We start from the raw sequence: 14,530 nt of genomic DNA on the forward strand, positions 1-14,530 counted from the left end.
GGTCAGTAACATCCCCGTTAAACAAAATCCTAGCCAAGTCTTTTGTAGGTGCGTCAGCCTGGCATTGGACTTTAGCTTTCCCAGGGCTGCATCTAAATCAGTGACAAACGATTTTATAAAGTGTGCCGGCTCGTACATCAACATGGTGTTGAAATACGTGGCAGTTTACACTGATTAGCTTACCCGTTTTCCGGCTGTATTTCTAAGCTTAAAAACTTGAACATCGAGTGATAGCCTTTTGGCAAAGGGCCTGGCGGGATCAACAGATAGCCGGAGGCTTCTTGTTCCAAAGAAGCGGGGCTGACCCACAAGTCGCCGCCGAAGGTCGGGTCTTTGATATGAATGCGGCCGTCGCGCTGTTCCAATAAGGCTGCGTAATGGCTGGACTTCCAATGCACGACGGCGGGGAACACCCATTCCGCGCCCGGCGTGCGTTTAACCATTTGTTGCGGAACATGGGCCTTTTCAGCCAATTCGGCGACTTGGTTCAGCGAATAACCTTGGCTGCCTGAGCAAGCATTTTCGATGACGCTCCGTTGACTACCGGCCGGTTGAAAGCGGTCGATAATGCTTTGCAAGGCCTTGGGGCCACATAAATAAGCGACCCCTGGCTGGTTTTCCATGATCCACAGGCCCTCTTTGGCGCCGGCTACCATTTCGGTGGCTGCGCCGCTTAGCGGCCTATCTTGAATTTCGGCCAGCAATTGCCACAGTTCGGCTTGATGGCCCAGGCGGGCATGCATGCGGATCAGTTCCCCCAGGGCCCGGTCTATCACGGCTTTTGCGGCGCCATCGGCATTGATCGTTCTGCCAGTTTGCCAAGCAGCATCGGAGGCTTCGGTAGCCAAGGAAAAACGGGCGGCGTGATAGTGGATCAGCCCGAGGTTGGTGAGCAGCGCGATCCGCCATGGACTGCGCGGATGGGATTGCAGGAAGTCGTTCAGTGGCCGGATATCGTCATGATCGGCGCGGTCGGCAAAACGCTTGAGCGCCGGCGCCAGGGCTTGGTTGTCAAGCTCGGTCGGCGTGGCGCCTATCGCGATCAGTGGTTCTGGCAGGCCGGCCTGACGAATCGAGTCGGCAGCGCTAGCTGTCGGTTCCCAAGCGGATATAAACGTTTGTTGATTGCGCCTGGAATTAGTCGAATGACTCAAGCCAACTGTCGTGCAGGCCGATATGAGTAGAATGAGCAAGAAGGACCAGAGGTGAAAGCATCTCGCCCATTGATAGAAAACACCTAGTCCAACCCGCTTCTTCATACACCGCTCCGTAGGTTATCCATGTTTAACAATCAACGATTATCTAGCAAATCAGGTCTGTCAACAAGCGCTTTCGGTTCAAAAAAAAGGGCCATCTGTCGAACGCCAGCAGCAAGGTGATTTTGCTGCCGAAATCGGACTGTTTTCAGTGCAGAATACGGATGCCATAAATCAACGCTCGGTTTATTGTTCTACCGTTATCGGTTAATGAGGTTCCTTGCCTATGTTTTTGGGTTCATTCTTATTTAATGTGGGCCGGTATGCGCCGATATTCTCAGCTAATGTGGTCTCGAAAAACGGATGAACGGTTCCTATGATTGATGTTATCGGGCCTCTACACCTAACTATAGAAGCGGTCGGAGTTCACATAACTTAAAAAAGCCTTAGCGTACGATTTTTTCCGTTTCGTGAGTTGCCCCCTATAAGGACAAACGCATTAAACAAAAAAATAATTAGGATGAAAACTGATCAAGGGCCGCCTCCAGCAGAATCCTCGGGATGTCATATTTATATTTTCTAAAGCGCCCAGCGATAAAGTTAAAACATATCCTCCGTGACATAAATTTCAGATCCAGAAATAGCGACCCCAATGCCTTGTTGGTCGTATTTCGGCGACAGGATATTTTTTCGATGCGGCGGACTGTCCATCCACCCCTGCACGGTCGATTGCACAATTTCTTCCTGAGTTTTCCAGAGATATTCTTTTTTTACCGTGACCCCGTTTTGTGTCGTCGTAACGACCTTGCCATAAAGTTGATTCATAAATATATTTTCACCCGGCCCGATTACCCAGGTATTAGAGCCCTGTTGTTTTTTCTTGTTCCATCCCAGATTTTTAGCTCGCTCGACGGAATCTTCCCCCTGCAAATTCGTGTGGCTAAAAAAATGATAGCTCGCCATGTCGCTGCTATGCTTGCGGGCGATGGCGGCGAGTAGCTCATCCCTATTCAATTGGGACAATCCGTAATTTTGTCGCACCCGGTTTATCTGTTGATGGATTAGGCGTTCAAGTTCAGCAGCAGTTATCTCCGGCTGCGCGCCAGTCTTGGCTGCTACCGGATAATTAGCAAGGCCGAGGCAAATAATGAGCAGGGATAAAATTCGTTTCATAATCTTGATACAGGAATAGTGGTGTAAATAAGTAAAATGCCGCGGGACATTCGGTACTCGGAAAAAAAGCAAAAAATCGTAAGGTTTTTCTGAGTGCGGAATCAAGTTTATTTTGAATAAATGCACAATGCAAGACCTGGAACCTTTTTGCGCAGGATTAGTGCATATCAGGTGTTTATACGTATTGTGTGCTTAGTTTACAGCCTGATAGTCTTACTAAAAATTGTAGTTACCATGGAGATAAAAATATATTGATTTTTTTAAGCATTTTTTACCGGCATTATCCGATAATCACAACAAAGGCTATATTTTATGAACATTACCAAAAACACAGCGTTAAGTTTATTACTGGCTTTCTCTTTAGGCTCTACCTGCGTCATCGCTTATGCGGAAGGAACCGTTAACAGCCCAAACGAAACCATCATGCATATTGAAAAAGCTAAAGTCGAAATCAGCCATCGCGATTTCATGCCGCCCAGCGAGCATTTAAAAGCGGCGCGTGCGGCTTCCGAGAAAGTAACGGGGAATCCGGATATCGTCAAAAAGGCCAATGCAAGCATCATTCAGGCGCAAATCAAAACAAACCAGTTTGATATAAAAGGCGCTACTGACGAGATGAATAAGACGCTAGAGCTATATAAGTCGCTTAAATCAGAATAGCCCTGTAGAAAGCTGCTAAGCACCAAAAGTAGGCGCTTGAGACGATACATAATGCCGATGACAGTCGGTTGCGTTGCGGTGGATGGCCTATAAAATGGCGAACCCTACATGAGATCAAGACCTGCAAACTTCACCCATTCCCGATGGGAAAGGCCTGGCGACAACAATAACAGCTCACCCATGAGTGCAATGGCGCTGCTCAGTAACTCCAGTACCCGTTTAAGTTCGGGATATTTGCTGATCAAGACCAGCGCCTCAGCCGTTAAAAGGTCGATACGTTTTTGCAATTGAACGATGGCCAGTTTAGCATCGCGCAATACGGCTTTTGGGTTTCTGAGTCGCTGTTAGGGCATGCAAATGATTCTTGTTGGCAAATACCTGTTCAATCGGGTTCAGGTCAGGACTATATGACGACAAGTATTTAAGCATCGCGTCCCTGGCTTCAATCAGCCCTTTCACTTCAGCTATTTTATGAGCGGGAAGATTAAGTATTGATGAGGTAGCGGAATTGCTACATGTCTAGCGAGCAAAAACAAAAATTGAAATGGGGATTTTTGAACTTATTGATTGATTAATGTAGTCTGTCAGCAGACACTGACCAGGCAACAATTTTGAATCAACGATCTAAATGGCGGAGAGTGAGGGATTCGAACCCTCGATGGGCGATAAAACCCATACTCCCTTAGCAGGGGAGCGCCTTCAGCCTCTCGGCCAACTCTCCAAATAGATAATATATCTCTTTAAGCTACAGCCCTGTGCCCAGAGATAATTTTAAGAGGGAACCTCTCAAAAAACTAACATAATTCCTTTTTACCTAACGATGTTAAGGTGTAAACGCTAAAATATTTCACAAAATATATTTTGCGAAATACTTTACACCTTGCTTAAATAACAAGCTCACATCTATCAAGCCGGTGAGTGCCTATGACACTCATAAAAACCTTTGCTCTAATTTACTCTTCAGATCCAGTCGAGCCGGTCGCCCCGCCCTGTTCTTTTTTAATCCTTTCGTAAATCTCTTCCCTGTGTACAGAGACTTCCTTGGGTGCGTTAACACCTATGCGAACCTGATTTCCTTTGACTCCAAGAACGGTGACTGTAACTTCATCACCAATCATCAAAGTCTCCCCTACCCGACGAGTCAAGATAAGCATGGCTACTCCCTATAAATGTTAAAAACGCACTGTTCTTAAACAGTATCCAACCAAGACGAGCAATTATAGCAGCTTTTTATTATAAATAAAGCCTAGGATTCTATTTCTTGATCTAATTTAAAAGCAGCATGTAATGCCCTGACTGCAAGCTCTAGATATTTTTCATCGACGACAACCGATATTTTAATCTCGGATGTTGATATCATCCTGATATTAATGCCTTCATCTGCCAGCGTCTTAAACATGGTGCTGGCAATGCCTGCGTGGGAACGCATGCCCACACCGACAACCGACACTTTTACGATCTTGTCGTCACCGGTTACATTTCTGGCTCCCAGCTCAGCACTGGTTTTATCCAGCAAGGCTTTCGCCCGCTGATAGTCATTGCGATGTATCGTAAAGGTAAAATCAGTGGTCGCATCATCGGCAATATTCTGGATAATCATATCGATTTCGATATTGGCATCGGCAATCGGCCCCAAAATCTTGAACGCAACTCCCGGCAAATCGGGCACGCCTGTTATGGTTAATTTGGCCTCATCCCGATTGAATGCGATTCCTGAAATTAAAGCACTTTCCACTTGTGATTCCTCGTAGGTAATGAGCGTACCCTTACCCTCTTTAAATGATGATAATACGCGTAACGCGACGTTATATTTTCCGGCAAATTCTACCGATCTGATCTGCAATACTTTTGAGCCTAAACTTGCCATTTCCAGCATTTCTTCAAAAGTGATTTTATCCAGCCTGCGGGCTTTCGGCTCTACCCTGGGATCCGTCGTGTAAACGCCATCGACATCGGTATAAATATGGCATTCGTCGGCCTTTAAGGCTGCCGCCAACGCCACTGCGGTGGTATCCGAACCGCCGCGCCCCAGCGTGGTGATATTGCCGTGTTCGTCTACGCCTTGAAAGCCCGCAACCACTACCACTTTGCCCTCGTTAAGATTAGCCAGGATGTGCGCGTCATCAATCTTGCGTATCCGCGCCTTGGTGTGACTGCTGTCAGTCAGAATTTTTACCTGACTACCGGTATAAGAACAGGCATCGCAACCTTGCTCATGCAAAGCCATACTTAATAGTGAAACAGTGACCTGCTCGCCGGTTGACAGCAACACGTCCATTTCCCGATCATTAGGGTGTTGCTGTATTTCTTTTGCCATTGCAACCAGACGATTGGTCTCTCCACTCATCGCAGAAACCACGACGACAATTTGATCGCCCAGATCGTGGGCTTTTTTAACTTTTTCGGCGACCGCCTTAATGCGTTCGACTGTGCCTACCGAGGTGCCGCCGAATTTGTATACATATAATGCCATTTAATAAAACCTTCTACGCGCCAAGTTGCGCTTTCACCCAGGCCGGAACCTGAGCCAATGCGTCAGCCAATCCGGACGGATCATTACCCCCGGCCTGGGCCATATCGGGCCTACCGCCGCCTTTTCCGCCGACTTGGGTCGCGACAAAATTCACCAGATCACCGGCTTTTATCCGTCCCATCTGGTCTTTAGTCACACCGGCAATCAGACTGACTTTGTCACCCTCGACGATCGCCAACACAATTGCGGCGCTGCCTAGTTTGTTTTTTAACTGATCGACCATATCTTTCAGGGATTTGGGATCAACGCCCTCCAGTTTGACCGCCAATACTTTGATGCCTCCGACATCGACAGCCTGAGCGCCCAGTTCGTTACCCGCAGAACTGGCCAACTTTGCATTCAAGCGTTCCAACTGCTTTTCCAGCAGCCGGTTTTTCTCTATCAGCTGCTCGACTTTTTCCGGCGCTTTTTCCGGCGCACTTTTTACCATTCCAGCAATACTGGCAAGCGCATGGTCGCGACCGGCTATAAAATCAAAACAACCGCCGCCGGTTACCGCTTCGATACGCCTGACGCCTGACGCCACACCGGTTTCGTTAATAATTTTAAAGCAGCCTATATCCCCTGCCCGCTCAACATGGGTGCCGCCGCACAGCTCGGTTGAGAATTCGCCGATTTTTAAAACCCTGACTTCATCGCCATATTTTTCGCCGAACAATGCCATCGCACCGGCCTTAACCGCGTCATCCTTGGCCATGACTTGCGAGATAACCGGATTGTTTGCCCGGATCTGCTCATTAACGATCCGCTCAACGGTGCTGATTTCGACAGCCGTCACCGGCTCAAAATGAGAAAAGTCAAAACGCAAGCGATCGGGATTAACCAGTGAACCTTTCTGCGCGACATGATCGCCCAAAACCTGCCTTAATGCGGCGTGCAACAAATGGGTCGCCGAATGGTTAAGCTCGGTTGCCTTTCTGTCCGTAGCGCTGACTCGGGCATCGCACAACTGGCCGTTAGTCAGGATTCCGGAAATCAACTTGCCTTTATGTAAAAACAGGTTTCCGCCCTGCTTTTGGGTGTCGGTGACTTCAAAGACCGCGCCATCCGCTTCAATTTTTCCGCAGTCGCCGATTTGTCCGCCGGATTCCGCATAAAACGGCGTTTTATCTAAAATAACAATGCCCTCTTCGCCATCCTGCAAGCTGATTACCGGCTGGCCTTTTTTGTATAAACCGATGATATGCACCTGGTCGTCAAGCTGTTCGTAACCGGTAAATTCAGTCTGTACATCAAGCTTTATATCCTGATCGTAATCCGCGCCGAAACTGCTCGCAGACCTTGCCCGGTCGCGCTGAGCCGACATCGCCGTTTCAAATCCGGCATGATCGACAGTCAGCTGATGTTCGCGGGCAAAATCGGCGGTCAAGTCAACAGGGAATCCGTAAGTATCGTAAAGCTGGAATACGGTATCGCCGGGGATCACCGAGCCTTCCATCTTGGCGACGCAAGCCTCCAGAATCTTCATGCCTTGCTCCAGGGTTTCGGCAAAACGTTCTTCTTCTTTTTTCAGCACCCGTTCAACCTGGGCTTGCGCGGCTTTAAGCTCGGGGAAAGCCTCGCCCATTTCCTCAGTCAGCGGCGCTACCAGTTTATAAAAGAATGCATCTCGGATACCCAAACGATAGCCATGCCGAATGGCACGGCGAATAATACGGCGCACCACATAACCGCGCCCTTCATTGGACGGCATCACGCCATCCGCAATCAGGAATGCACAAGAACGGATGTGGTCGGCAATCACCCGCAATGAACTTTGCGTCAAATCGCTGCTGCCGGCAAGTTCGGCTGCCGTTTTCAACAGTTTCTGGAATAAATCGATTTCGTAATTACTGTGCACACCCTGCAACACCGCCGCGATGCGTTCCAGACCCATGCCGGTATCCACCGAAGGTTTCGGCAACGGCGTTAACGAGCCGTCAGCGGCACGATCATATTGCATGAATACCAGATTCCAGATTTCGATATAGCGGTCGCCATCTTCATCAGGCGATCCCGGCGGGCCACCGACAATATCCGCACCGTGATCATAGAATATTTCAGTACAAGGCCCGCAAGGCCCGACATCGCCCATCGACCAGAAATTATCTTTGGCGCCGATTCTTGAGAACCGATCTGGCGAAATACCGACATCATCCAGCCAGATTCTCTCCGCTTCCGAATCTTCGTCAAAAACGGTAACCCATAATTTTTCCGCCGGAATCTCCAGTTCCTTGGTCAAAAAATCCCAGGCGTAATGGATCGCTTCTTTTTTAAAATAATCGCCGAAGCTGAAATTGCCCAGCATTTCAAAAAAAGTATGATGCCTTGCGGTATAGCCGACGTTTTCCAGATCGTTATGTTTGCCGCCCGCCCGCACACAACGCTGGCTGGTCGCGGCCTTGTTATAGTCTCGGTGTTCACGACCCAAAAACACATCCTTGAATTGCACCATGCCGGCATTGGTGAACAATAAGGTCGGATCATTCCCAGGAATCAGGGAGCTTGAAGGCTGCACGGAATGCCCTCGTTCGCGGAAAAATTCCAGAAAGGCTGTGCGCAACTCGGCGCTAGTCATCTTTTTCATAAATATTTGTTTATTAAAATAATCGGGTTACGCTAATCCTGCCTACAACTTAGAGAAATCTAATGCCCAACTGATCAAACAATGCGCCGATCATTGCGCCGGAAAATCCGCGATGCAACAAAAAACGACTGCGTTTTGCCCACTCATTGCGTTCCAACAGCGTGTCATGGCTATACTTTTTACGGTAAACCTGCTCCAGCAACGCCATCCAGCTACCGGCCTCAATTTGCACGATGGCGTCAAGATCAATCACCGCTATGCCGTTTTGCGAAAGTTCGTAGCTCACCCGAATCGGCCCGTAGCCCTTCAGGATACGAAACCGGGCATAGCTTTCCGCGTAGCGTAGATCGTCCTGCCATCCTTGCTCGGCCAGTTCGTCAATAACCGGCAGCACCTCATCCTTGTCAAAACCTCTTAAAGCCAATTTAGCCAGTAATTCCTTCTGACTGTGCTCTCTTCGCGCCAATAGTCGCAGGCAAACTTCCTTGATTTCCTTGGCAATGTGAGGTTCTTCAATCAAAACGGACTACTCGCCCTCATCCACCACCGGCGCTTCAATCAAAGGCGTCACTTTCTTAGCGAAAGCCTCGGCTCTGATTTTCGCTTCAATTTCTTTGGCTTTTTCAGGATGCTCTCTTAAAAAAGTTTTTACATTATCCTTGCCCTGACCGATTTTCTCATCACCGTAACTGTACCAGGAGCCCGCTTTCTGAATAAAACCATAACTTACGCCCAGATCAACCAGCTCGCCCAGAAAGGAAATACCTTCCCCGTATAAAATCTCAAACTCGGCCTGCCTAAAAGGCGGCGCGACTTTATTTTTGACGACTTTTACTCGCGTTTCATTACCGATCACTTCATCGCCCTTTTTAATCGAGCCGATCCGCCGAATATCCAGACGCACCGAGGCGTAAAACTTAAGCGCATTACCGCCTGTAGTGGTTTCTGGACTGCCGAACATCACGCCGATTTTCATCCTGATCTGGTTAATAAAAATAACCAGCGTATTGGAACGCTTGATGTTACCGGTCAATTTCCGTAAAGCCTGAGACATCAATCGCGCCTGCAAACCCATATGGGAATCGCCCATATCGCCTTCAATCTCGGCTTTAGGCGTTAATGCCGCAACCGAATCGATCACCACCACATCAACCGCACCGGAACGCACCAGCATGTCGGTAATTTCCAGCGCCTGCTCGCCGGTATCCGGCTGGGAAACCAGCAAGTCGTCGACATTAACACCGATTTTTTCGGCATAACTGGGGTCTAAAGCATGTTCAGCATCAACAAATGCCGCCGTGCCACCGAGTTTTTGCATTTCGGCGATCACTTGCAGCGTCAACGTGGTTTTACCGGATGATTCAGGACCATAGATTTCAACTACACGACCGCGAGGCAAACCGCCGCAGCCCAAAGCAATATCCAAACCTAAAGAACCCGTGGAAACCACATCAATGTCACGCGAAGCCGCCACATCGCCCATGCGCATCACCGAGCCCTTGCCGAATTGCTTTTCTATCTGCATCAGCGCTGCGCCTAGCGCTTTCTTTTTGTTCTCATCCATTATGTAGTGCCCTTTACGCCCTGCGGCTATGTCGGTTAGAAAGAAATATCGCCAAAATCAAGTCGATTATTATCACATACAGACAGGGCTTCGGATAGTGTTGATTTGCTGGTAAGCATTCAGGCAGAGAGCGGAAAAGCTTTGTCAGGCATACTGTTTATGCCCGACATTCTCATATTTCAATAGGATGGCGAATTCAGGCTTGCCACCCCCCGTTCCATCACCAAATTTCGATTCAACCTTACGGTTTCTATCTGCCATATGGATTTTTTATGAACCCATTACTCACATTGCTTTTTATAATTGAGCACGGCTAGGTATGATTGTTCCATACGATGCATGAAATGGCGGACAACTAGATTTTGTGATCAAAAAAGGTTAGAAATAAGAGGTTTATTTGATGAGGACAAGAATTTTGACGTTGTTGGTGTTGCTTTTTGCTATGGTTGCTGATCTTGGGCCGATTCCGACTGTCAGTCTTATTTGCCTTTATGCCGTTGTTTTCAGACCGCTATGGTTTAAACGTCTTGTGGATGAGATTTATCGATGAGGACAAGAATAATAACAGCTCTGATATTGATTGTTTTGGCGATAATAGGCATCGGCCCTATCCCAACAACCAGTCTTATTGCTGTTTATGTTGTAATTTTCAGACCGAATTGGTTTAAGCATTTGGTTGATACCATTTACCGATGAGGATCATATGAGTGCAAATGACTAGTTGATGTTATGCACCCTCAATTTTCCGAGGGAAAATTTGGACTATTTCAATAATCCATAGTTCACTGTATTCTATTATAATGAGTGATCATCGTTCCTATGCGCCGCTCCGGTAGCGCTGAATGGAGCATCTACAATGCCATTCCCACGGTTTCCATGGGAGCCGTACCCTAAACTAAAAGTTGGAATCTATTAAATAATGACTAGCGAATCACCTAGGCCCTCCTGGAAAAGTTATCTTGAGCTATGTAAGCCCAAAGTGGTTGCCCTGATCGTTTTTACGGCCATTGCGGGGATGTTATTAGCCGTCCCAGGAATGCCGCCCATCGGCCTGTTTATCTACAGCAGCCTAGGCATTGCGCTGGCCGCCGCCTCGGCCGCCGCGATTAACCATTATATCGACCGCGAAGCCGATGCACTGATGGATCGCAACAAACACCGCCCCTTGCCCAAAGGCGAATTAAGCTCGACCAATGTCATCGTTTTTGCGTTGGCACTCGGCGTAATCTCGATGGCACTGCTGATCGTCATGGTCAACGCCCTGACCGCATTACTCACTTTTTTGTCGGCGCTGGGTTACGCGATTATCTATACGGTCTACCTTAAAAGAATGACCCCGCAAAATATCGTGATTGCCGGCGCTTTCGGAGCCACTCCGCCGATGCTGGGCTGGTGCGCGATGACCGGCGAACTGCATCCTTATTCACTGTTGTTGTTTTTGATCATTTTCGCCTGGACGCCTCCGCATTTCTGGCCGCTGTCTATCGCCAAGCGCAAAGAATTCGCCAAAGTCGGCATACCGATGTTGCCGGTCACGCACGGCGTGGAATATACCCGACTGCATATTCTGCTGTATTCTTTTCTGCTGTTCATTGTCACCCTGCTGCCCTATCTGACCGGCATGAGCGGTTTGATTTATTTATCGGCCGTGGTGCCGTTAGGCCTCGGTTTTATTTACTTCGCCATTTTGATGATGCGCAGGAAAGATGACAAAACCGCGATGCAGACATTCTTTTATTCGCTGATGTACCTGACCGGCGTGTTTATCGCCTTGTTAATCGACCATTATTTTAAATTTACCTTATGACCTTCACACATCACGAACAAACACCGCACCCGGAACATCCATTCGCCGAATTCATCCGCATCTTGGGCAAGGGCAAAAAAGGCTCAAGACCGCTAACCCAGGATGAAGCCTATCGCGCGATGAACATGATTATGACCGATCAGGTGCTGCCCATTCAGCTGGGCGCATTCATGGTGTTGATGCGCGTCAAGGAAGAAACCCCGGAGGAATTGGCAGGTTTCGCCCAAGCGGCTAGAGAATCATTCGATATTGCCGACAATGCCGTAAAAGTTGACCTGGACTGGTCGTCTTATGCCGGAAAGCGTCGGCATCTGCCCTGGTTTTTGCTGTCGGCTTTGCTGCTGGCTGAAAACGGCATTACCGTTTTTATGCACGGTGCCAGCGGCCATACCGCAGGCAGACTGTACACCGAAAACATGCTGGGATATTTGGGTCTTAAATGCGCTGGCTCTATTAGCGAGGCCAAACAGCAGCTTGAGCAACAGCATTTCAGTTATTTATCGCTGGAGCATTTCTGCCCCAAGCTGCATGAAATTATCGAACTGCGCCCGATACTGGGCTTGCGCTCGCCGGTGCACACCCTGGTGCGTTTGTTAAACCCGTTTGATGCACAATACAGCATCCAGGGCATATTCCATCCCGGTTACCGTCCGGTGCATCAACAAGCCGCTGCCCTGTTAAACCAGCCGCACATGTCGGTATTAAAAGGTGAAGGCGGCGAGACCGAACGCAATCCCGATATGGAATGCCTGGTGCAAAGCGTGCACAACGGCGAATTGTCCGACGAAAACTGGCCCGCTTTATTTAGACTCCGACACGTCAAACCCGAGCTGCTGGAGCCGGAGCAATTGGCGTTAATCTGGCAGGGAAAAGTTGAAGATGAGTTTGCGCAAGCCTCGATCATCGGCACGGCTGCGGTTGCGCTTAAGTTGTTGGGCAAGGCTGATACACAGGAACAGGCTCAGCAGTTGGCGACGGATTATTGGCTGAGACGGGATAAGCAAAAATATTAGAGGGCAATTTTTTCAGCTACGCCCACCAGAAAGTAAGATAACGGAACCCAAATAACAATTTCTCAGAAAAAGGATGATTGAATGATATTAAAGAGTCGTGAAATTGAGATTATAGCGGGCTCGCCTTTTGCGAATGACAAACTGAACCGTCAAGAAAGTGCTGAAGCACTGACTCTGTTTGTTACTTCAACCAGTGACCCTATGGTTGTCTGTATTGATGCCCCCTGGGGCCAAGGAAAAACTACTTTTTTGAAAATGTGGGAGCAACATCTTAAGGACAACGATATTCCCACTTTATATTTTAATGCTTGGGAAAATGACTTTTCAGATGATGCATTAGTATCACTTATAGGTGAAATTAGCTCATCTATCGATGAAATATCTAAATCTGGTAACCAAGCTAAAGCACACGAATATTTGAATAAAGCTAAAAATCTAGGAATTACTCTCCTTAAGCGAAGTGTTCCAGTAGCCGCGAAGATCGCAACAGCAGGAGCAATTGATTTAGATAACATCACGGAGCAAGCGTTGTCCAGCTTTGCGGAGTCAGTTGCAAAAGAACAATTAGAAAAATACGAAAAATCAAAAAATACTCTCAAAGCATTCCGAAACTCATTATCGGAACTAGCGTCCAGCATAACTAATAATGAAAACCCAAAGCCTTTGGTTTTTATAATTGATGAGCTTGATCGGTGTAGACCAAATTTTTCTATAGAGATATTAGAAAAAGCAAAACACTTTTTTAATGTTGAGAATATTGTGTTCGTACTTGGTGCAGATAAAACACAGCTAGGCCACTCAATTAAAGCCATTTACGGGAGTGAATTAAATGTAAATGGCTATCTAAGAAGATTTATTGATTTCGATTATGTTCTACCCCCACCAGATAAAGGACTGTTTGTTAAAGCTCTATTTAATAAATTTTCGTTCAATGTTTATTTTTCTAGCAAGACAGGAAGTGAAACAAGATATGAAGGCGAACAAGCCTTAACCATGTTCACTGAATTATTTGAGCTATATAAACTGACTTTACGCGAACAGGAGCATTGCTGCTCACTTTTAAGCCTTTCTATTAGGACAACTCCTAGTAATTACAGACTCCACCCGCTATTTCTTTGCTTTCTCATAGTCTTAAAAGTAAAAGAGCCTGACATTTACAAGAGATTTATAACAGAAGAAATTGGTCCCATTAGCCTTTTAACTCACTTGAGAGATGAAATAGGAGCTCACGAATTACTAGATAGTCATTATGGTACTGTTCTTGAGGCGCACATCATTTCTAGTAAATGCTATTTGCATGAAAGCGACGAGAATACTGCCATATATAAAGAAATTACAGAGTCATCTTCTACTGGAGACTTGGAAAAACAACGGGCAAAGAAAATTTTACAGCTAATAAACGATTATGATTGGAATGGTGGTATTCGTTCGCTAGGTTATCTAGTTAAAAAAATCGAAATAGCCTCACGATTTAAGTCATGATTTTACAAATAAACACTGCAAGGCATTATTGGTAGGGATTCGCCGCTAGGCAATCCACCGCAACTGCGACAGACATCCTTAAAAGGAGAAAAACATGCAAACCGCTAAACAAGCCACAAAGCAGATTATTGATCATGTTTCTGATCAGGCGACGTGGGATGACATCATGTATGAGCTTTATGTCAAACAGAAAATTGAGAAAGGACTGAGCGCTATTGAAGAAGGCCGCGTAATATCCAATGAGGATGCTAAAAAACGGCTCTTGGGTAATGATGGTTAACTGGACAGAACCGGCACTAGAGGATTTAGAAGCGATTCAAGCTTACATCGCCAAAGGGGGATCTAAGCCCAAACCCCGGAAATTTTGGAAGTTCAATTATAACAATGCCTTATAGAATAATGATACTGTTGGCAGGGGTTAATTAAATCTTATGTCGGCCAGCATCGCTTCGAAGTCGATTGGGTTACGGTTGTTTTTAAAGTCATAGTGGCCCAAGAAGTGGATATGTTGCCAAGCCACCGGGGAGATCTTTTGG

Annotated in this window: 13 protein-coding genes, 1 tRNA gene and 1 pseudogene; 5 read left to right on the forward strand and 10 right to left on the reverse strand. The window is 47.1% G+C overall.

Annotated features, from left to right (window positions below; all coding sequences use genetic code 11):
- Positions 1–179: 179 nt before the first annotated feature.
- The gene (locus RW114_RS17580; protein WP_340124063.1) at positions 180–1,154 is read right to left on the reverse strand and encodes a cysteine peptidase family C39 domain-containing protein; all 975 of its coding nucleotides are present in this window, start codon (positions 1,152–1,154) and stop codon (positions 180–182) included.
- A 642-nt stretch (positions 1,155–1,796) separates the two neighbouring features.
- Positions 1,797–2,369, reverse strand: coding sequence for a CAP domain-containing protein (locus RW114_RS17585; protein ID WP_340124064.1), 573 nt, complete (start codon positions 2,367–2,369; stop codon positions 1,797–1,799).
- A gap of 312 nt (positions 2,370–2,681) precedes the next feature.
- On the opposite strand from RW114_RS17585, the gene RW114_RS17590 reads away from it, so the two are divergent.
- Positions 2,682–3,029 carry a hypothetical protein gene (locus RW114_RS17590; RefSeq protein WP_340124065.1) on the forward strand — a complete coding sequence of 116 codons (348 nt, stop codon included), beginning with the start codon at positions 2,682–2,684 and terminating at the stop codon, positions 3,027–3,029.
- 104 nt (positions 3,030–3,133) lie between these two features.
- On the opposite strand, the gene RW114_RS17595 is transcribed toward RW114_RS17590, so the two are convergent.
- The 8 genes and pseudogenes from RW114_RS17595 to recA form a co-directional block, all read right to left on the reverse strand.
- Complete coding sequence (locus RW114_RS17595; RefSeq protein ID WP_340124066.1) at positions 3,134–3,346, reverse strand: hypothetical protein; 213 nt, start codon at positions 3,344–3,346, stop codon at positions 3,134–3,136.
- Between the two features lie 52 nt (positions 3,347–3,398).
- Positions 3,399–3,515, reverse strand: a pseudogene (locus tag RW114_RS17600) (transposase); the annotation flags it as partial.
- Between the two features lie 143 nt (positions 3,516–3,658).
- A tRNA-Ser gene (locus RW114_RS17605) sits at positions 3,659–3,750 on the reverse strand.
- Between the two features lie 232 nt (positions 3,751–3,982).
- Positions 3,983–4,183, reverse strand: a complete 201-nt coding sequence (csrA, locus tag RW114_RS17610; RefSeq protein ID WP_340124067.1) for a carbon storage regulator CsrA — start codon at positions 4,181–4,183, stop codon at positions 3,983–3,985.
- 92 nt (positions 4,184–4,275) lie between these two features.
- Positions 4,276–5,502, reverse strand: a complete 1,227-nt coding sequence (locus tag RW114_RS17615) for an aspartate kinase (RefSeq protein WP_340124068.1) — start codon at positions 5,500–5,502, stop codon at positions 4,276–4,278.
- Between the two features lie 13 nt (positions 5,503–5,515).
- Complete coding sequence (gene alaS / locus RW114_RS17620) at positions 5,516–8,128, reverse strand: alanine--tRNA ligase (protein ID WP_340124069.1); 2,613 nt, start codon at positions 8,126–8,128, stop codon at positions 5,516–5,518.
- Positions 8,129–8,177: 49 nt separating this feature from the next.
- Positions 8,178–8,648 carry a regulatory protein RecX gene (locus RW114_RS17625; RefSeq protein WP_340124070.1) on the reverse strand — a complete coding sequence of 157 codons (471 nt, stop codon included), beginning with the start codon at positions 8,646–8,648 and terminating at the stop codon, positions 8,178–8,180.
- Positions 8,649–8,654: 6 nt separating this feature from the next.
- Entirely contained in the window at positions 8,655–9,692 is a 1,038-nt protein-coding gene (gene recA / locus RW114_RS17630; protein WP_340124071.1) for a recombinase RecA, read from the reverse strand.
- Between the two features lie 916 nt (positions 9,693–10,608).
- On the opposite strand from recA, the gene cyoE reads away from it, so the two are divergent.
- From cyoE to RW114_RS17650, 4 genes are all read left to right on the forward strand, one after another.
- A complete protein-coding gene (cyoE, locus tag RW114_RS17635; RefSeq protein WP_422614838.1) occupies positions 10,609–11,499 on the forward strand; it encodes a heme o synthase in 891 nt (296 codons plus the stop codon).
- Positions 11,496–12,512 carry a glycosyl transferase family protein gene (locus RW114_RS17640; protein ID WP_340124073.1) on the forward strand — a complete coding sequence of 339 codons (1,017 nt, stop codon included), beginning with the start codon at positions 11,496–11,498 and terminating at the stop codon, positions 12,510–12,512. The genes cyoE and RW114_RS17640 overlap by 4 nt, the downstream gene beginning before the upstream one ends.
- Positions 12,513–12,593: 81 nt before the next feature.
- Positions 12,594–13,994 (forward strand): KAP family P-loop NTPase fold protein, encoded by a 1,401-nt coding sequence (locus RW114_RS17645; RefSeq protein WP_340124074.1) that lies wholly within the window; start codon positions 12,594–12,596, stop codon positions 13,992–13,994.
- 94 nt (positions 13,995–14,088) lie between these two features.
- Positions 14,089–14,274, forward strand: coding sequence for a hypothetical protein (locus RW114_RS17650; protein WP_340124075.1), 186 nt, complete (start codon positions 14,089–14,091; stop codon positions 14,272–14,274).
- Positions 14,275–14,530: the final 256 nt, after the last annotated feature.

Source organism: Methylobacter svalbardensis (assembly GCF_037671525.1).
GTDB lineage: Bacteria > Pseudomonadota > Gammaproteobacteria > Methylococcales > Methylomonadaceae > Methylobacter_A > Methylobacter_A svalbardensis.

Bases quoted from the DNA above. Each gene is read 5' to 3' on its own strand.
- RW114_RS17585 (WP_340124064.1), bottom strand. From the start codon at position 2,369: ATGAAACGAATTTTATCCCTGCTCATTATTTGCCTCGGCCTTGCTAAT.
- RW114_RS17590 (WP_340124065.1), top strand. From the start codon at position 2,682: ATGAACATTACCAAAAACACAGCGTTAAGTTTATTACTGGCTTTCTCT.
- csrA (WP_340124067.1), bottom strand. From the start codon at position 4,183: ATGCTTATCTTGACTCGTCGGGTAGGGGAGACTTTGATGATTGGTGAT.
- RW114_RS17615 (WP_340124068.1), bottom strand. From the start codon at position 5,502: ATGGCATTATATGTATACAAATTCGGCGGCACCTCGGTAGGCACAGTC.
- alaS (WP_340124069.1), bottom strand. From the start codon at position 8,128: ATGAAAAAGATGACTAGCGCCGAGTTGCGCACAGCCTTTCTGGAATTT.
- recA (WP_340124071.1), bottom strand. From the start codon at position 9,692: ATGGATGAGAACAAAAAGAAAGCGCTAGGCGCAGCGCTGATGCAGATA.
- RW114_RS17640 (WP_340124073.1), top strand. From the start codon at position 11,496: ATGACCTTCACACATCACGAACAAACACCGCACCCGGAACATCCATTC.
- RW114_RS17645 (WP_340124074.1), top strand. From the start codon at position 12,594: ATGATATTAAAGAGTCGTGAAATTGAGATTATAGCGGGCTCGCCTTTT.
- RW114_RS17650 (WP_340124075.1), top strand. From the start codon at position 14,089: ATGCAAACCGCTAAACAAGCCACAAAGCAGATTATTGATCATGTTTCT.